The sequence below is a fragment of the Streptomyces lucensis JCM 4490 genome, assembly GCF_014650035.1.
GTDB lineage: Bacteria > Actinomycetota > Actinomycetes > Streptomycetales > Streptomycetaceae > Streptomyces > Streptomyces lucensis.
Genome location: NZ_BMUE01000001.1, coordinates 283,995 through 302,001 on the forward strand (window position 1 = coordinate 283,995; position 18,007 = coordinate 302,001).

The 18,007-nt window shown below is 73.2% G+C and carries 16 protein-coding genes and 1 riboswitch; of the genes, 11 read left to right on the top strand and 5 right to left on the bottom strand.

Annotated elements, in window-relative coordinates; translation table 11 throughout:
* Positions 1 to 83: 83 nt before the first annotated feature.
* The 5 genes from IE177_RS01240 to IE177_RS01260 all read left to right on the top strand — a co-directional run bounded on the left by IE177_RS01240 (position 84) and on the right by IE177_RS01260 (position 7,329).
* Positions 84 to 1,604: an aldehyde dehydrogenase family protein gene (locus IE177_RS01240; protein WP_190012793.1), complete on the top strand. Its 1,521-nt coding sequence runs from the start codon at positions 84 to 86 to the stop codon at positions 1,602 to 1,604.
* A 74-nt stretch (positions 1,605 to 1,678) separates the two neighbouring features.
* Positions 1,679 to 3,211 carry a GMC family oxidoreductase gene (locus tag IE177_RS01245; RefSeq protein ID WP_190012794.1) on the top strand — a complete coding sequence of 511 codons (1,533 nt, stop codon included), beginning with the start codon at positions 1,679 to 1,681 and terminating at the stop codon, positions 3,209 to 3,211.
* Positions 3,208 to 4,407 (top strand): quaternary amine ABC transporter ATP-binding protein, encoded by a 1,200-nt coding sequence (locus IE177_RS01250; RefSeq protein ID WP_190012795.1) that lies wholly within the window; start codon positions 3,208 to 3,210, stop codon positions 4,405 to 4,407. Before IE177_RS01245 ends, IE177_RS01250 begins: the two co-directional genes overlap by 4 nt.
* Positions 4,407 to 6,368, top strand: a complete 1,962-nt coding sequence (locus IE177_RS01255; RefSeq protein ID WP_190012796.1) for an ABC transporter permease — start codon at positions 4,407 to 4,409, stop codon at positions 6,366 to 6,368. Before IE177_RS01250 ends, IE177_RS01255 begins: the two co-directional genes overlap by 1 nt.
* A gap of 1 nt (position 6,369) precedes the next feature.
* Positions 6,370 to 7,329, top strand: a complete 960-nt coding sequence (locus IE177_RS01260) for an ABC transporter substrate-binding protein (protein WP_190012797.1) — start codon at positions 6,370 to 6,372, stop codon at positions 7,327 to 7,329.
* Between the two features lie 6 nt (positions 7,330 to 7,335).
* Here the strand turns inward: IE177_RS01260 and IE177_RS01265 are convergent, their stop codons facing one another.
* On the bottom strand, positions 7,336 to 8,058 hold the full coding sequence (locus IE177_RS01265; protein WP_190012798.1) for an isocitrate lyase/PEP mutase family protein: 723 nt from the start codon (positions 8,056 to 8,058) through the stop codon (positions 7,336 to 7,338).
* Positions 8,059 to 8,084: 26 nt separating this feature from the next.
* Positions 8,085 to 8,585 (bottom strand): carboxymuconolactone decarboxylase family protein, encoded by a 501-nt coding sequence (locus IE177_RS01270; protein ID WP_190012799.1) that lies wholly within the window; start codon positions 8,583 to 8,585, stop codon positions 8,085 to 8,087.
* Positions 8,586 to 8,631: 46 nt separating this feature from the next.
* Between IE177_RS01270 and pdxR the strand changes: the two genes are divergently transcribed.
* Positions 8,632 to 10,020: a MocR-like pyridoxine biosynthesis transcription factor PdxR gene (pdxR, locus tag IE177_RS01275; protein WP_190012800.1), complete on the top strand. Its 1,389-nt coding sequence runs from the start codon at positions 8,632 to 8,634 to the stop codon at positions 10,018 to 10,020.
* Between the two features lie 42 nt (positions 10,021 to 10,062).
* Here the strand turns inward: pdxR and IE177_RS01280 are convergent, their stop codons facing one another.
* Entirely contained in the window at positions 10,063 to 10,887 is an 825-nt protein-coding gene (locus tag IE177_RS01280; protein WP_190013326.1) for a DMT family transporter, read from the bottom strand.
* A 125-nt stretch (positions 10,888 to 11,012) separates the two neighbouring features.
* On the opposite strand from IE177_RS01280, the gene IE177_RS01285 reads away from it, so the two are divergent.
* Together IE177_RS01285 and IE177_RS01290 are read left to right on the top strand one after the other, a co-directional pair.
* On the top strand, positions 11,013 to 11,363 hold the full coding sequence (locus tag IE177_RS01285; protein ID WP_190012801.1) for a hypothetical protein: 351 nt from the start codon (positions 11,013 to 11,015) through the stop codon (positions 11,361 to 11,363).
* A 14-nt stretch (positions 11,364 to 11,377) separates the two neighbouring features.
* Positions 11,378 to 12,562, top strand: a complete 1,185-nt coding sequence (locus IE177_RS01290) for a glutathionylspermidine synthase family protein (RefSeq protein WP_190012802.1) — start codon at positions 11,378 to 11,380, stop codon at positions 12,560 to 12,562.
* A 20-nt stretch (positions 12,563 to 12,582) separates the two neighbouring features.
* Here IE177_RS01290 and rocD read toward each other — a convergent pair whose 3' ends face one another.
* Positions 12,583 to 13,788 carry an ornithine--oxo-acid transaminase gene (gene rocD / locus IE177_RS01295; protein WP_190012803.1) on the bottom strand — a complete coding sequence of 402 codons (1,206 nt, stop codon included), beginning with the start codon at positions 13,786 to 13,788 and terminating at the stop codon, positions 12,583 to 12,585.
* Positions 13,789 to 13,881: 93 nt separating this feature from the next.
* Positions 13,882 to 13,972: riboswitch (ZMP/ZTP riboswitch) on the top strand.
* A gap of 33 nt (positions 13,973 to 14,005) precedes the next feature.
* Between rocD and IE177_RS01300 the strand changes: the two genes are divergently transcribed.
* Positions 14,006 to 15,457, top strand: a complete 1,452-nt coding sequence (locus IE177_RS01300) for a glycine hydroxymethyltransferase (RefSeq protein WP_190012804.1) — start codon at positions 14,006 to 14,008, stop codon at positions 15,455 to 15,457.
* Between the two features lie 9 nt (positions 15,458 to 15,466).
* Here IE177_RS01300 and IE177_RS35675 read toward each other — a convergent pair whose 3' ends face one another.
* On the bottom strand, positions 15,467 to 15,796 hold the full coding sequence (locus tag IE177_RS35675; protein WP_373304986.1) for a hypothetical protein: 330 nt from the start codon (positions 15,794 to 15,796) through the stop codon (positions 15,467 to 15,469).
* Between the two features lie 463 nt (positions 15,797 to 16,259).
* Here IE177_RS35675 and trpS point away from each other — a divergent pair, with 463 nt between their 5' ends.
* Both trpS and IE177_RS01315 read left to right on the top strand, forming a co-directional pair.
* Positions 16,260 to 17,273 (top strand): tryptophan--tRNA ligase, encoded by a 1,014-nt coding sequence (gene trpS, locus IE177_RS01310; RefSeq protein WP_190012805.1) that lies wholly within the window; start codon positions 16,260 to 16,262, stop codon positions 17,271 to 17,273.
* Positions 17,274 to 17,410: 137 nt separating this feature from the next.
* Positions 17,411 to 17,995, top strand: a complete 585-nt coding sequence (locus IE177_RS01315; RefSeq protein ID WP_190012806.1) for a 2'-5' RNA ligase family protein — start codon at positions 17,411 to 17,413, stop codon at positions 17,993 to 17,995.
* Positions 17,996 to 18,007 lie beyond the last annotated feature (12 nt).

Here is an 18,007-nt window from a genome sequence, read left to right on the forward strand (position 1 = left end):
CCCGGGGCAGGCGACCGCGGTCCCCGAGCGTGACAACCATGTCACACAGGGGAATTGAACAGGAACGGAAGGCAAGACCGATCATGGCGCACAGAACGGAACGACAGGCCCGGGCGACCATCCACGTGGGAGGGGAGTGGCTGGAAGCGGTCTCGGGCGCGACACGCGAGATCCTCGACCCCGCGGACGCCCGGCCCTTCGCCGTGGTCGCCGAGGGTGACGAGAAGGACGCCGAGCGCGCGGTGGCCGCCGCCCGGCAGGCGTTCGACCACGGCCCCTGGCCCGGCACCCCGGTCGCCGAACGCGCGGCACTCCTGCGCCGCGTGGCCGGCCTCCTCGTACGCGACCGCGAGCGGCTCGGCCTGCTGGAGAGCCGGGACGCGGGCAAGACCGTGGAGGAGGGCCGCGTCGACATCGACTGCGTCGCCGACGCCTTCCGCTACTTCGCCGACCTGGTCGCCGCCGAGGCTCCGGGCCGCGTCGTCGACGCGGGAACGCCCGACGTCCACAGTGTCGTCGTGCACGAGCCCGTCGGCGTCTGCGCGCTGATCACGCCCTGGAACTACCCGCTCCTCCAGGCCAGCTGGAAGATCGCCCCGGCCCTCGCCGCCGGCAACACCTTCGTGATCAAGCCCAGCGAGATCACCCCGATGACGACCATCGCGCTGATCGAGCTGCTGGCCGAGGCGGGCCTGCCCGCCGGTGTCGCGGGCCTCGTCACCGGGCCCGGCCACACCGTCGGCGCGACGCTCGCCGAGCACCCCGACGTCGACCTGGTCTCCTTCACCGGTGGCCTGGCCAGCGGCACCAAGGTCGCCCAGGCCGCCGCCCCCACCGTCAAGAAGGTCGCCCTCGAACTCGGCGGCAAGAACCCCAACGTGGTGTTCGCCGACGCCTGCGCCACCGAGGAGGGCTTCGACACCGCCGTCGACCAGGCCCTCAACGCCGCGTTCATCCACAGCGGCCAGGTCTGCTCGGCCGGCTCCCGCCTCATCGTCGAGGAGCCGCTCCGGGAGCGCTTCGTCACCGAACTCGCCCGCCGGGCAGAGAAGATCAGACTCGGCCGGGGCACCGGGGAAGGCGTCGAGTGCGGTCCGCTCGTCTCCGAGCAGCAGCGCGCCAAGGTCGAGGCGTACGTCGCCTCCGCGCTGGCCGAGGGAGCGGTGCTGCGCTGCGGCGGCAAGCGGCCTTCGCCGGCCGAGAACCGGCCGGAGAGCGGCTACTTCTACGAGCCGACCGTCCTCGACGCCTGCCACCGGGAGATGCGGGTCGTACGCGAGGAGGTCTTCGGGCCGGTCCTCACCGTCGAGACCTTCCGCACCGAGGAGGAGGCGGTGGCGCTCGCCAACGACACCGAGTACGGCCTCGCGGGCGCCGTCTGGACCACCGACGCGGGCCGCGCCCGGCGCGTGGCGGGACGGCTGCGCCACGGCACCGTCTGGATCAACGACTTCCACCCCTACCTCCCGCAGGCGGAGTGGGGCGGCTTCGGCAGGAGCGGCACCGGCCGTGAACTCGGGCCCGCCGGACTCGCCGAGTACCGCGAGACCAAGCACGTCTACCAGAACCTGGCGCCGAAGCCGGTGCGCTGGTTCGCCGGCTGAGCCCCCATCAGCCCCGCCGGCGAACCAGGTGTCGCACCCCTTGCTTCCTCCCACCCCCCAGGAGTAACCAGCCCATGCCCGATCACACCCGCGAATTCGACTACGTCGTCGTCGGCGGCGGAACGGCCGGTTCCGTCATCGCCTCCCGGCTGACGGAGAACCCGGACGTCACCGTCGCCGTCATCGAGGGCGGCCCGAGCGACGTCGGCCGCGACGACGTCCTCACCCTGCGCCGCTGGATGGGCCTGCTCGGCGGGGAACTCGACTACGACTACCCGACCACCGAACAGCCCCGCGGCAACTCCCACATCCGGCACAGCCGGGCCCGGGTGCTCGGCGGCTGCTCCTCGCACAACACCCTCATCTCCTTCAAGCCGCTCCCGTCCGACTGGGACGAGTGGGAGGAGGCCGGGGCCAAGGGCTGGGGCGCCGTCCCCATGGAGGCCTACTTCGCCCGCCTGAAGAACAACATCGTCTCCGTCGACGAGAAGGACCGGAACGCCATCGCCCGCGACTTCGTCGACGCCGCCCAGTCGGCGCTCGGGGTCCCGCGCGTCGAGGGCTTCAACAAGAAGCCGTTCACCGAGGGCGTCGGCTTCTTCGACCTCGCCTACCACCCGGAGAACAACAAGCGCTCCTCCGCCTCCGTCGCCTACCTGCACCCGGTGATGGACGAGCGTCCCAACCTCCACGTGTTCCTGGAGACCTGGGCGTACCGGCTGGAGCTGGACGGCACCCGCGCCGAGGGCGTCCACGTGCGCACCAAGGACGGCGAGGAGCTGCTGGTACGCGCCCGCGAGGAGGTCGTCCTGTGCGCGGGCGCCGTCGACTCGCCCCGTCTGCTGCTGCACTCCGGGATCGGCCCGCGCGAGGACCTCGAAGCGCTCGGCATCCCCGTCGCGCACGACCTGCCCGGCGTCGGCGAGAACCTGCTCGACCACCCCGAGTCGGTGATCGTCTGGGAGACGAACGGCCCGATCCCGGAGAACTCCGCGATGGACTCCGACGCCGGCCTGTTCGTACGCCGCGACTCCGGACAGCCGGGCCCCGACCTGATGTTCCACTTCTACCAGATCCCGTTCACGGACAACCCGGAGCGACTGGGGTACCAGCGGCCGGCGTACGGCGTCTCGATGACCCCCAACATCCCCAAGCCCAGGAGCCGCGGCCGCCTCTACCTCACCAGCGCCGACCCGTCCGTGAAGCCCGCCCTGGACTTCCGTTACTTCACCGACGAGGACGACTACGACGCCCGGACCCTCGTCGACGGCATCCGCATCGCCCGCGAGATCGCCGCGGCCGAACCGCTGGCGGGCTGGCTCAAGCGCGAGGTCTGCCCCGGCCCCGAGATCCAGGGCGACGCCGAACTGAGCGAGTACGCCCGCAAGGTCGCGCACACCGTCTACCACCCGGCCGGCACCTGCAGGATGGGCGCCGCCGACGACGAACTCGCCGTGGTGGACCCGGAACTCAGGATCCGGGGCCTCGACGGCATCCGCATTGCCGACGCGTCCGTCTTCCCGACCATGACCGCCGTGAACCCGATGATCGGGGTGCTCATGGTCGGGGAGAAGGCCGTCGACCTGATCGGAGGCGAGATTCGATGACGCTCCCCGTCCCCACCCGCAAACCGCCCACCGCCGACGAGCCCGGCACACCCGTCTTCTCCGTCGACGGCCTGTGGAAGGTCTTCGGCCCGAAGGCCGGCCGCGTCCCGGCCGACCCCGAGCTGGCCGCGCTGCCCGCCGCCGAACTCCGCTCCCGCACCGGCTGCACGGCCGCCGTCCGCGACGTCTCCTTCGACGTCCGCAAGGGCGAGGTCTTCGTCGTCATGGGCCTGTCCGGCTCCGGCAAGTCCACCCTGGTGCGCTGTCTGACCCGGCTGATCGAGCCGACCGCCGGCGCCATCGCCATCGACGGCGAGGACGTCCGTGCGATGGACAAGGGCCGCCTGCGCGAACTGCGCCGGCACCGTGCCGCGATGGTCTTCCAGCACTTCGGCCTGCTCCCGCACCGCACCGTCCTCGACAACGTCGCCTACGGCCTGGAGATCCAGGGCGTCGGCAGGTCCGAGCGGCGCGAGCGGGCGGCCGAGGTCGTCGCCAAGGTCGGCCTCGAAGGCATGGAGAAGCGTCGCCCCGGCCAGCTCTCCGGAGGCCAGCGACAGCGTGTGGGCCTGGCCCGCGCCCTCGCCGTCGACCCCGAGGTCCTGCTGTTCGACGAGCCGTTCAGCGCGCTCGACCCGCTCATCCGGCGCGACATGCAGGAAGAGGTGGCCCGCCTGCACAGCGAGGAGGGCCGCACGATGGTCTTCATCACCCACGACCTGAGCGAGGCGCTGAAACTCGGCGACCGCATCGCCCTGATGCGCGACGGCCAGGTGGTCCAGCTCGGCACCCCCGAGGAGATCGTCGGCTCCCCGGCCGACGACTACGTCCGCGAGTTCGTCCGCGACGTGCCGCGCGAACAGGTCATGACCGTCCGCACCGCCATGCGCCCCGCGTCCGCGCAGGAGACCGGCAACGGCCCGGCCCTCCGCCCCGAGGCCACGATCGCCGAGGCCATCGAGGCGGTGGCCCGCGCCGGCGCCCCGGCCCGCGTGATGGACGACGGCAGGTGCCTGGGCGTGGTCGGCCACGAACAGCTCCTGGGCGTGGTGGCGGGGATACCCACGGACGCCGGCTCCGCCCCCGCCGCGCCCGATCGTGCCCCCGGGGCGGCTCCCGCCCCGCGGAAGGCGGCACCCCGCAAGCGCCGGCAGGCGACCCCGCCCGCCCCCCGCACCAGCCCGGAGGCCGTCTGATGGCAACGGTCACCGCAACAGCCCCCCGCACGGCCCTCCCCGGCTTCCTGAGAAGCCGTGCCACGGCCAAGCTGCTCACCCTGGCCGCCGTGGCCGCGCTCCTCGCCCCGCTGCTCAACGCCCGCTGGGGCAGCGGCTCCTGGCCCCACGCCCTCACCGTCGACCTCTCCAAGCCCCTGGCCTCCGCCAGCGACTGGGTGATCGACAACCGGGACAGCCACCCCCTGTTCCTCTACTTCTTCGGCTACATCAGCAACGCCGTCGTCCTCCTCGTGCGCGCCGTCTACCTCACCCTCCTCGCCGCGGGCTGGGCAGGCGTCACCGCGTTCGGGGCCCTGGTCGCCTGGCGGGTCGCCGGTGTCCGGCTGGCCGCCGGCACGGCGGCCGCCCTGCTGGCCTGCGGAGCCCTCGGCATGTGGGTGCCGACGATGCAGACCCTGGCCCTCATGGTGGTGGCCGTCCTCGCCTCCGTGGCCGTGGGCGCGCTCCTCGGTCTCGCCGCCGGGCTGTCCGACCGCCTCGACCGCGCCCTGCGCCCGGTCCTGGACACCATGCAGGTGCTCCCGGCGTTCGCCTACCTCCTCCCCGTCGTCCTGGTCTTCGGCATCGGCGTCCCCGCGGCCGTCCTCGCCACCGTCGTGTACGCCGCCCCGCCGATGGCCCGCCTCACCGCGCTGGGCCTGCGCGGCGCCGACCCCGAAGTCCTGGAGGCCGTGGAGTCACTCGGCGCCACCCGCCGCCAGCGGCTGCTGACCGCCCGCATCCCGCTGGCCCGCAAGGAACTCCTCCTCGGCCTCAACCAGACGATCATGATGGCGCTGTCCATGGCCGTCATCGCCTCGGTCATCGGCGCCGGCGGCCTCGGCGACCGCGTCTACCAGGCCCTCGCCTCGGTCGACGTCGGCGCCGCCCTCGCGGCCGGCATCCCGATCGTGCTGCTCGCCGTGGTCCTGGACCGCGTGACCGCGGCCGCCGGAAGCGGCACCGGGGACGCGGGCACCCGCCACCGGACGATCGGCCGGCCGTACGCCCTCGCCGTCACCCTCGGCGTCACCGTCGCCGTGGCGCTGGCCACGCGGCTGCTCGGCGCCCTGGAGTGGCCGTCCGGCGCCACGCTGGACATCGCCGAGCCGGTCAACCGCGCCGTCGACTGGATGACCGCCCACCTGTACTCGGGAGTCCCGGTCGTCGGCGGCACCGCCGACTGGGCGGGCCACTTCACCACCTGGGTCCTCGACCCGGTCCGCGACGGCCTGCAGTGGCTGCCCTGGTGGTCGGTGCTGCTGGTGGTGGCCGCCCTGTCCTGGCTGATCGGCACCTGGCGCACCGCCCTGACCGCCGTCCTCGCCATGGCCGCCATCGGCGTGCTCGGCGTCTGGGAGCCGTCCCTCGACACCCTCTCCCAGGTGATGGCCGCCGTCGCCGTGACCCTCGTCCTCGGCTTCGCGACCGGCATCGCGGCCGCCCGCAGCGACCGCGTCGAACGCGCCCTGCGCCCGGTCCTGGACGTCTGCCAGACGATGCCGCAGTTCGTGTACCTGATCCCGGTCGTCGCCCTCTTCGGCGTCGGCCGCGCCCCCGCCGTCGCCGCGGCCGTCGTCTACGCCCTCCCGGCCGTCGTCCGGATCACCACCCAGGGCCTGCGCCAGGTCGACCAGGCGGCGCTGGAGTCCGCCCGCTCGCTCGGCGCGACCGGACGGCAGCAGCTGTGGCAGGTCCAGATCCCGCTCGCCCGGCGCGCGCTGCTGCTCGCCGTCAACCAGGGCGTGGTCCTGGTCCTCGCCGTCGTCATCATCGGCGGTCTGGTGGGCGGCGGCGCCCTCGGCTACGACGTCGCCTTCGGCCTCGCCCAGGGCGACCTGGCGACCGGCCTGGTGGCCGGCGCGGCCATCGTCTGCCTGGGCCTGATGCTCGACCGGGTGACCCAGCCGACCCGGCGGTCCGCGAAGAAGGGAGCGTGACATGCGATTCCGTACGACCCTCACGGTGGCCGCCGGCGCGTCCGCACTCGCGCTGCTGACCGGCTGCGGCGCCGCCGACATGACCAAGCAGGCCAGCCCCTTCGCCAACGCGCGGGGCTCGAAGACCGTCACCCTTTCCGTGCAGTCCTGGGTGGGCGCCCAGTCCAACGTGGCCGTCGCCCAGTACCTGCTGGAGCACAAGCTGGGCTACCGCGTCGACACCGTCCAGGTCGACGAGGTGCCGGCCTGGGACGCGCTCAGCCAGGGCCGCGTCGACGCGATCCTGGAGGACTGGGGCCACCCGGACCAGGAGAAGCGGTACATCGACGACAAGGCGACGATCGCCCGCGGCGGCGGCCTCGGGGTGACCGGGCACATCGGCTGGTACGTCCCCACCTACCTGGTCAGGCAGCACCCGGACATCACCGACTGGCACAACCTGAACAAGTACGCCTCCCTCTTCCGCACCGCGGAGAGCGGCGGCGAGGGCCAGCTGATGGACGGCTCCCCGTCCTACGTCACCAACGACAAGGCGCTGGTGAAGAACCTGAAGCTGGACTACCAGGTCGTCTTCGCCGGCTCCGAGGCGGCGCAGATCACCCAGATCAAGCAGTTCGCCAAGGAGAAGAAGCCGTTCCTGACGTACTGGTACGCGCCCCAGTGGCTGTTCAGGAAGGTCCCCATGACGGAGGTGAAGCTGCCGCCGTACAAGGAGGGCTGCGACGCCGACGCGGCCAAGGTCGCCTGCGCCTACCCGCACACCCCGCTGCAGAAGTACCTCAACTCCGGCTTCGCGAAGTCGGGCGGCGCGGCGGCGGCCTTCCTGAAGAAGTTCAGGTGGACGACGGAGGACCAGAACGAGGTCTCGCTGATGATCGCCGACCAGAAGCTGAGCCCGCAGGAGGCGGCGGAGAAGTGGGTGGACAGCCACCCGTCCGTCTGGAAGAAGTGGCTGTCCTGAGCGGGCTCAGCGCAGTGCGGCGGCGATCTCGCGCAGCACGGCCGCGGCCCGTCGCTGGAGTCCCGGCCCGAACGTGACGCGAGTGGCCCCCAGTTCGCCGAGTTCGGCGGGCGAGGGGCCCTCGCCGTCCAGCCGGGCCAGCATGTTCAGCGGACCCTGGATGGCCGACCGCAGCAGCGGCAGCAGCCCGGCAGGGGCGAGGATCGGGTACACGCAGTCCGCGCCCGCCGCCACGTACGACGCGGCCCGCGCCATCGCCTGCTCGGGGTCGCCGTCGCCGTGGACGAAGGTGTCGATCCGGGCGTTGACGAACAGCCGGCCGGCGGCCGCCGAGCGGACGCGGGCGAGGTACTCGGCGTGCTCGTGCGGGTCCTTGAGGACGCCGCCCTCGCCCGAGTCCTCGATGTTGCATCCCACCGCCCCCGCCTCCAGGAGCCGCTCCACCAGCTCCTCGGGCGCGAGCCCGTACCCGCCCTCGACGTCCGCCGACACCGGTACGTCCACCGCCCGGGCGATCCGGGCGACCGCCGCGAACATCTCGTCGGCCGGGGTGGCGCCGTCCTCGTAGCCCAGCGAGGCGGCGACCCCGGCACTGGGCGTGGCCAGCGCCTCGAACCCGGCCGCCACGCACGCCCGGGCGCTCGCCGCGTCCCACGGGCCGGGCAGCACCAGCGGGTCGCCCTGCGGACGCGGGCGGTGCAGGGCGCGGAACAGCTCCGCCCCGGTCACGGCCGGCGCTCCCTCGGCGGGACGGCTCACGCGTGCTGCCCCGGCTGGTAGTGGCCCGGGGTCATGCGGGTGGTCACGCCGAACCGGTTCCACGCGTTGATCACCGTGATCGCGGCGATCAGCCGGGCCAGCTCGGCCTCCTCGAAGTGCTTCGCGGCCCTGTCGTACACCTCGTCCGGCACGAAGCCGTCCGTCAGCACGGTGATCGCCTCGGTCAGCTCGATCGCCGCCAGCTCCTTCTCCGTGTAGAAGTGCCGCGACTCCTCCCACGCGCTGAGCTGGACGATCCGCTCGACGCTCTCACCGGCCGCGAGCGCGTCCTTGGTGTGCATGTCGAGGCAGAACGCGCAGTGGTTGATCTGCGAGGCGCGGATCTTCACCAGCCCGTACAGCGCCGGGTCCAGCCCCTGCTTGGCGGAGGCGTCCAGACGGACCATCGCCTTGTAGACCTCGGGCGCGTGCTCGGCCCACTTCAGCCGCGGGGCCTGTTCCGCGGCGTACTCGGCGTTTTCCTGTGCAGTGCTCATGCTTCGACCCTAGGAGCCGGGCAGCCCAGGGGTATGGTCCATTTCCATGGCGAATCCTTGGGCCACTCTGGGCATCGACCTGCATCTGGAGCCGGCCGGGACCAGCGGGCTGCGCCGCGGCCTGACCGACGCGCTGCGGGACGCTGTCCGCACCGGCCGCCTCGCCCCCGGCACCCGGCTGCCGTCCTCGCGCTCGCTCGCCGCCGACCTCGGCATCGCCCGCAACACCGTCGCCGAGGCCTACGCCGACCTGGTCGCCGAGGGCTGGCTCACCGCCCGCCAGGGCTCCGGCACCCGGGTGGCGGAACGCCCGGTGGTCCCGCCCGCGGCCACCGCTCCCCCACGCCGTACCCCGGGCCGTCCGGAGTACAGCCTCGTGCCCGGCACCCCCGACCTCGCCGCCTTCCCGCGCGCCGAGTGGCTCAAGGCCGCCCGCCGCGCCCTGGCCGCCGCCCCCCTCGACGCCCTCGGCTACGGAGACCCGCGCGGCCGCCCCGAACTGCGCACCGCCCTCGCCGGCTACCTCGCCCGCGCCCGGGGTGTCCGCGCCCACCCCGGGACGATCCTGATCACCGCCGGCTTCTCGCACGCCCTGCGCGTCATCGGCGCGGTGCTCCGGGCGCGCGGGGCGAGGCCGGTGGCGGTGGAGTCGTACGGGCTCGACGTCCACCGGGACCTGCTGCGGGACGCGGGACTGGCCACACCGGCCCTGCCGTACGGCGAACTGGGCACGGACACGGGCGCGTTGGACGACGAGGGCGCGGTCCTGCTGACACCCGCCCACCAGTTCCCCATGGGCACGGCCCTGCACCCCGACCGGCGGACGGCGGTGGTGGAATGGGCGCGACGCACCGGCGCCCTGGTCCTGGAGGACGACTACGACGGCGAGTTCCGCTACGACCGTCAGCCCGTCGGCGCCCTGCAGGGCCTCGACCCCGACCGGGTCGTCCACCTCGGCACCACCAGCAAGTCCCTCGCCCCCGGTCTCAGACTGGGCTGGATGGTCCTGCCTCCCTCCCTCATGGAGGAGGCGGTCGCGGCCAAGGGCCGCAGCGACACCGTCGGCGTGCTGGACCAGCTCACGCTGGCCGAGTTCCTCACCTGCGGCGCCTACGACCGCCACGTCCGCTCCGCCCGGCTGCGCTACCGGCGCCGCCGTGACGCCCTCGCCGCCGCCGTGGCCGAGAGCGCGCCCGGCGTCCGGGTCACCGGGATCGCGGCCGGTCTGCACGCGGTGCTGCGGTTGCCGCCGGGCACCGAACAGGCGGTGGTGCAGGCCGCGAACTGGCAGGGCCTGGCCCTGCACGGACTGTCCTTCCACCGGCACCCCCACGCCGTCGCCGAACCGGTCGACGCGCTGGTCGTCGGGTACGGGACGCCGCCGGACAGCGCGTGGGCGGGGGCGCTGGAGGCGCTGTGCAGGGTGCTGCCGTGAGGCGAGGGGCCGAGGCCCCGTCGTCGAGCGCCGCCGGAGGGCTCACGCCTCGTCGGCGACCGGCGCCTCCCCGAACCGCGCCAGCGCCAGTGCCCCCGCCACCGCCACCGCGAACCCGAGGACCGCCAGCCAGGCCAGGCCCTCGCGGGTGCGGTCGCCGAGCCAGACGACGCCCACCGCCGCCGGGCCGATCGTCTCGCCGATCACTATCCCGGCCGTCGCCGTCGTCACCGAGCCGCGCTGCAGGGCCGAGGTCAGCAGGATGAAGGCGGCGCCCCCGCCGATCAGCAGCGCGTAGAGCGCCGGGTCGGTGAGCAGGGCCGCCGGCGCCAGGTCGTCGATCAGCCGGACGGAGACCTCCACCACGCCGAAGCCGAACCCGGCCCCCAGCCCCAGCACCAGCGCCCGCATCCGCCCGGACAGCCGCCCGCCCAGCAGCGCGAGCACCAGCATGCCGACCGCCGTCGCGAGCATCACCCAGCCCAGGGCGTCCGGCCCGCCCTGCTCGCCCTCCGGCCCCGAGGCCAGCCCCAGCATCGCGAGCCCGGCGCACACCACACCCACCGCGCGCCACTCCGTGCGGCTCAGCCGCACCCGCAGCAGCCGCGCCGCGACCACCGCCGTCACCGCGAGACTCGACGCCAGGGCCGCACCGACCGCGTAGATCGGGATCGAGCGCAGGGCCGCGATCTGGAACACGAACCCCAGCCCGTCCAGCGCCAGTCCGGCCAGATACCGCCACTGCTGCATCGCCCGCAGCAGCAGCGCCGCCTCGCCGCCTCCGCCCGCACCGGCCTGTCGCGCGGCGACCGCCTGCAGCACCGTCGCCGTACCGAAACAGACCGCCGCCCCCAGGGCGCACACCATTCCAAAGAGCACGAAGCGACTCTAGGCGAGAGCGAATCCGGCCACCCGCCTCGGGTCACGCCCCGGCCGCTCTCTAGGCTGGCCGCCGGCAACACGTCACGAACGCAAGCGGGGGAGACACCACCATGGCGAACGCACGCCCACGGACGCGCAGGCAACTGCGCTCCACCACGGTCGTCCTCGGCGGCATGGGCCTCCTGGCCACCGCCCTCACCGCCTGCTCCTCCGACCCGGACAAGCGCTGCGTCGACCGCGACAGCTACACGTACGCCAAGGGCTACAAGGTGGTGTCCGACAAGAACTGCGAGTCCGCCAAGTCCTCGACGCACGGCATCTGGTACTACGGCGGCAAGAAGAAGGGCTCCTGGGTCAGCGGCGGTTCCCTCACCAAGCCCGGCAAGGGCTCGGGCGGCTCCTCCGGGCGCGGGGTCCACCGCGGCGGCTTCGGCGGCGGCAAGGGAGGCTCCGGCGGCTGACCGCCGGACCCGTCATGGAACGCCGCACGACCACCCCACGCCCCGGCTGGCAGCAGACCGTCGAGGAGCAGGGTCTCGTCTATCCGCTCACCCGCCACCCCGACGGCTCACTGCGCCCCTACTGGGACGAGAGCGCCTACTACGTCTTCACCCTCGACGAGGTCGAGGCGCTGGAGGAGACCGTCGAGGAACTGCACCGCATGTGCCTCGCCGCAGCGGAGCACATCGTGGCCGAGGACCGCCTCGCCGACCTCGGCATCACCGACCCGCGCGTGGCCGCCGCGGTCACCGAGTCCTGGCGGCGGCGCGCCGAACTCCCCTCCCTCTACGGTCGCTTCGACCTCCGCTACGACGGCACCGGCCCGGCCAAGCTGCTGGAGTACAACGCCGACACCCCGACCTCGCTGGTCGAGGCCGCGTCCCCCCAGTGGTTCTGGATGGAGGATCGTTTCCCCGGCGCCGACCAGTGGAACTCCCTGCACGAACGCCTCGTCGACGCCTGGCGCGCACAGGCCGCCCTGCTCCCGCCCGGCAGCCCCCTGCACTTCGCGCACTCCAGCGCCGACGAACTCGGCGAGGACCTGATGACGGTCGCCTACCTGAAGGAGACCGCCGAGCAGGCCGGCCTGGCCACCGACTGGCTCTCCATGGAGGAGATCGGCTGGGACACCCTCTCCGGCCGCTTCGTCGACAACCGGCTCCGCTTCATCCGCGGCATCTTCAAGCTCTACCCCTGGGAGTGGCTCACCACCGACGCCTTCGCCGGGCACGTCCTCGACACCCTCGACAACGGCGGCGGCACCGGCAGCACCCTGTGGATCGAACCCGCCTGGAAGATGCTCCTGAGCAACAAGGCACTGCTGGCCGTCCTCTGGGAGCTCTACCCCGGCCACCCGAACCTGCTGCCGGCCCACCTGGACGGCCCCCACGAGCTGGCGCGCACCACCGGGTACGTCGCCAAGCCCCTGCTCGGCCGCGAGGGCGAGGGCGTCACCGTCCACGAGCCGGGCACCCCGGCCGTACTCCGCGACGAACCCTGCTGCTACCAGCAGTTCGCGCCGCTCCCCGCCTTCGACGGCAACCACGTCGTCCTCGGCGCCTGGGTGGTCCGCGACGAGTCGGCCGGCCTCGGCATCCGCGAGTCCTCCGGCCTGATCACCGACGAGTACGCCCGCTTCCTGCCCCACGTCATCCTGTAGACGTCCTCCCCGCGGCCCGCTCAGCCGCCCACCACCTCCCGCAACCGCTCCAGCCCCCAGTCCAGGTCCTCCTCGCCGATCACCAGCGGCGGGGCGAGCCGCACCGTGTGGCCGTGGGTGTCCTTGACCAGCACCCCGCGGTCCAGCAGCCGCCGCGACACGTCCCGGCCCGTGCCGGTCCCGGGCGCGATGTCCACACCCGCCCACAGGCCGCGCCCGCGCACCGCGGTCACCCCGCCCGTGGCCCGGAGCGCCGCCAGCGCCCCGTGCATCCGCTCGCCCAGCCGGGCCGCCCGCTCCTGGAACTCGCCCGTGCGCAGCATCGCGATCACCTCCAGCGCCACCGCGCAGGCCAGCGGATTGCCGCCGAACGTCGAGCCGTGCTCGCCGGGCCGGAACACGCCGAGCACCTCCGCGCTCGACACCACCGCCGACACCGGCAGGATGCCGCCGCCCAGCGCCTTGCCCAGCACGTACACGTCCGGGACCACGCCCTCGTGCTCGCACGCGAAGGTCCGGCCCGTACGGCCGAGACCCGACTGGATCTCGTCGGCGACGAACAGCACGTTCCGCTCGCGCGTCAGCTCCCGCACCCCCGCCAGGTAGCCGGCCGGCGGCACGATCACCCCGGACTCGCCCTGGATCGGCTCCAGCAGCACGGCGACCGTGTTCTCCGTCAGCGCCTGACGCATCGCGGTCAGGTCGCCGTACGGCACGATCTGGAACCCCGGCGTGTAGGGGCCGAAATCCGCCCTGGCCTCCGGATCGGTCGAGAAGCTGATGACCGTCGTCGTGCGCCCGTGGAAGTTGCCGCCCGCGACCACGATCTTCGCCATCTCCGCGGGCACCCCCTTCACCCGGTAGCCCCACTTGCGGGCCGTCTTCACCGCGCTCTCCACCGCCTCCGCCCCGCTGTTCGCCGGCAGCACCATCTCCATCCCGCACAGCTCCGCCAGCCGGGCGCAGAACGCGGCGAACCGGTCGTGGTGCACCGCCCGGGACGTCAGCGTCACCCGCTCCAGCTGCGCCCGCGCCGCCTCCACCAGCCGCCGGTTGCGGTGCCCGAAGTTCAGCGCCGAGTACCCGGCCAGCAGGTCCAGGTAGCGGCGGCCCGCCACATCCGTCAGCCACGCCCCCTCGGCCGTGGCCACGACGAGCGGCAGCGGGTCGTAGGTGGGCGCGCAGTGCGCCGCGGCGGCGGCGATCAGGTCGTCAGCAGTGGTCACGGCCTCTCCCGGGGTGCGAAGTCCACCTCCTTCTTACGCTCGCTCGCATGGTGGACGCGGGACCTGCGCCGACCGGCGCGCCCGGTAGGCTGGCGGACGGGTCGTGACTGGCGCGCTGGGATGGGACGGACCATCGGGGAGCGGCCCGAGCGGGAAATCAGTGCCGTGCGCCTGGGCCGAACGTGAACGCTGAAACGCACGCCGTCCGGAGGTCCCCATGCCAGAGCAGCAGCCCCTCTCCACCGAGTCCACCGCCTTCCGGGCGGCTCTCGACGTCATCCGCGCCGTCGAGCCGCGGGTCGCCGACGCCATCGGCCAGGAGGTCGCCGACCAGCGCGAGATGCTCAAGCTGATCGCCTCCGAGAACTACGCCTCCCCGGCCACCCTGCTGGCGATGGGCAACTGGTTCAGCGACAAGTACGCCGAGGGCACGGTCGGCCGCCGCTTCTACGCCGGCTGCCGCAACGTCGACACCGTGGAGTCCCTGGCCGCCGAGCACGCCCGCGAGCTCTTCGGCGCCCGCCACGCCTACGTCCAGCCGCACTCCGGCATCGACGCCAACCTCGTCGCCTTCTGGGCGGTGCTCGCCGACCGCGTCGAGGTCCCGTTCCTGGAGAAGACCGGCGCCCGCCAGGTCAACGACCTCACCGACGCCGACTGGGCCGAGCTGCGCCAGGCCTTCGGCAACCAGCGCATGCTCGGCATGTCCCTGGACGCGGGCGGCCACCTCACCCACGGCTTCCGCCCGAACATCTCCGGGAAGATGTTCGACCAGCGCTCCTACGGCACCGACCCCGCCACCGGCCTCATCGACTACGAGGCCCTGCGCGCCCAGGCCCGCGAGTTCAAGCCGCTGATCCTGGTCGCCGGCTACTCCGCCTACCCGCGCCTGGTGAACTTCCGCATCATGCGCGAGATCGCCGACGAGGTCGGGGCGACCCTGATGGTCGACATGGCCCACTTCGCGGGCCTGGTCGCCGGCAAGGTCCTCACCGGCGACTTCGACCCGGTCCCGCACGCCCAGATCGTCACCACGACCACCCACAAGTCCCTGCGCGGCCCGCGCGGCGGCATGGTCCTGTGCGACGACTCCCTCAAGGACCAGGTCGACCGCGGCTGCCCGATGGTCCTCGGCGGCCCGCTCCCGCACGTCATGGCCGCCAAGGCGGTCGCCCTCGCCGAGGCCCGGCAGCCCGCCTTCCAGGACTACGCCCGCCGCATCGTCGACAACGCGCGCGCCCTGGCCGAGGGCCTGACGCGCCGCGGCGCCGCGCTGGTGACCGGCGGCACGGACAACCACCTCAACCTGATCGACGTCGCCACCTCCTACGGCCTCACCGGCCGCCAGGCCGAGGCGGCCCTGCTGGACTCCGGCATCGTCACCAACCGCAACGCCATCCCGGCCGACCCCAACGGCGCCTGGTACACCTCCGGCATCCGCGTCGGCACCCCCGCCCTGACCACCCGGGGCCTCGGCACCGCCGAGATGGACGAGGTCGCCGGCCTGATCGACCGCGTCCTCACCACCACCGAGCCGGGCACCACCAAGTCGGGCGCCCCCTCCAAGGCCCAGCACGTCCTCGACCCCAAGATCGCGGACGAGATCTCCCACCGCGCGACCGACCTGGTCGCGGGCTTCCCGCTCTACCCCGAGGTCGACCTCGGCTGAGCCGGCCGGTCACAGGTCGATCAGTTCCTGACGAGGTTCCCGTCGCGGTGGCCCGGTGCGACGCCGGGCCACCGCGCGGCGGGCCAGGAGGGTGCCGGCGACGCCGGCGGCGGGAGCCCCCGCCGCCCACGACAGCGGGACTCCGGACCCGCGCACCTCACGGGTGACGGGCCGGCCGGGCGCCCCCAGCAGCCCCTCGCGCTCCGCACGGTCGTAGACGTCCCGGCGTGCCCGGTGCCACCGGATGTCGTCGTCCTCCACGTCCGGCGCGGGATCCGTGCGTACCCAGACAGTGCCGTCCGCGGCCAGGAACAGCTGGTCCAGCCGCTCGACGGCCACGTCCCCGGCCGGCGCCCGCCCGGCGCCCGGCCGGTCCGCGGCCAGCCGCCCACGCCCGACAGCCCCCAGACCACGGTGACCCGCACCCGCGGGAACCGCCCCCGCGTCCAGACCCGAGGCACCGGACGCGTCCCGGTGTACTCCGGCCGCAGCAGCTCCCGGAGCCGGTCGAAGGCGGGTTCGCCGGACCGCACCGCCCTGGGGGCACCGCCGCCGCCCGGGACGATCACCGCCGCGTCGGGTGCGTCGTCCGCCGCCCGTGCCCCGGACGCCCCGGCCACGGTGAGCACCGCCGCCAGCGCCACCGCCCCCGCCGTCCATCCCCGCCCGCCCCGCGAGGCCCGTCCGCCCATCGGCTCCCCCTCCGGTGTCCCGCCCCTGTCACACCCCGCGGAACCGATCGCACCACACCCGTTTCCCACCCGTTCCGGATCTCCGCCCGGCACCTGAGAGAATGGTGAACATGGCCAACGACCGACCCCGCGTGCTCTCCGGAATCCAGCCCACCGCAGGCTCGTTCCACCTCGGCAACTACCTCGGCGCCGTCCGCCAGTGGGTGGCCCTGCAGGAGTCCCACGACGCGTTCTACATGGTCGTCGACCTGCACGCGATCACGGTCCCGCAGGATCCGGCCGAGCTGCGTGCCAACACCCGGCTCGCCGCCGCCCAGCTGCTGGCCGCCGGCCTCGACCCGGACCGCTGCACCCTCTTCGTGCAGAGCCACGTCCCGGAGCACGCCCAGCTCGCCTGGGTCATGAACTGCCTCACCGGGTTCGGCGAGGCCTCCCGCATGACCCAGTTCAAGGACAAGTCCGCCAAGCAGGGCGCCGACCGCGCCTCCGTCGGCCTGTTCACCTACCCGATCCTGCAGGTCGCGGACATCCTGCTGTACCAGGCCAACGAGGTGCCGGTCGGCGAGGACCAGCGCCAGCACATCGAGCTGACCCGCGACCTCGCCGAGCGCTTCAACGGCCGCTTCGGCCAGACCTTCACCATCCCGAAGCCGTACATCCTCAAGGAGACGGCGAAGATCTACGACCTTCAGGACCCGACGGTCAAGATGAGCAAGTCGGCGTCCACGCCGAAGGGCCTCGTCAACCTGCTCGACGAGCCGAAGGCGACGGCGAAGAAGGTCAAGAGCGCCGTCACGGACACCGACACGGTGATCCGCTTCGACACCGAGAACAAGCCGGGCGTGTCGAACCTGCTCACCATCTACTCCGTGCTCACCGGCAAGCCGGTCGCCGAGCTGGAGCGGGACTACGAGGGCAAGATGTACGGCGCGCTCAAGACGGACCTCGCCGAGGTCATGGTCGAGTTCGTGACGCCGTTCCGCGAGCGCACCCAGCAGTACCTGGACGACCCGGAGAGCCTCGACGCGGTCCTGGCCAAGGGCGCGGAGAAGGCCCGTGCGGTGGCCGCCGAGACCCTTGCGCAGGCGTACGAACGGGTGGGTTTCCTGCCCGCGAAGCACTGAGGCGTACGACGGCACACAGGTCCTGTGGACAGAGCGCTGCACATCACTTCCGCTGCGCCTGCCGACAGGACCGCCATGGCCGTACAGTCGATACCCGGACGACTGAGAACACAACAGACGTGATGACAGGAGACGACGTGCGGACCGTAACGATCGGCGTGTCGATCGCGGTCCCGGAGCCTCACGGCAGCCTGCTCCAGGAGCGGCGCGCGGGCTTCGGTGACGCCGCGGCCCATGGCATCCCCACGCACGTCACCCTGCTGCCGCCCACCGAGGTCGACGCGTCGGACCTGCCGGCCGTCGAGGCGCACCTCGCGGCGGTCGCCGCGGCCGGCCGGTCGTTCCCGATGCGGCTGTCCGGCACGGGCACCTTCCGTCCGCTGTCGCCGGTGGTCTACGTCCGCGTCGTCGAGGGCGCCGACGCCTGCGCCTGGCTCCAGCAGCGGGTGCGCGACGCCTCCGGTCCGATGGACCGCGAACTGCAGTTCCCCTACCACCCGCACGTCACCGTCGCGCACGGCATCGACGACGCGGCCATGGACCGCGCGTTCGAGGAGCTGGCGGGCTTCGAGGCCCGCTGGCCCTGCACGGGGTTCGCGCTCCACGAGCAGGGCGCCGACGGTGTGTGGCGCAAACTGCGGGAGTTCACGTTCGGCGGGGCCGTGGTGCCGCCGCAGGCGGGCCACGCCGACGTGGGGCGCGGGACGATCGCCAGCCGGTGACCCGCGCGGGCG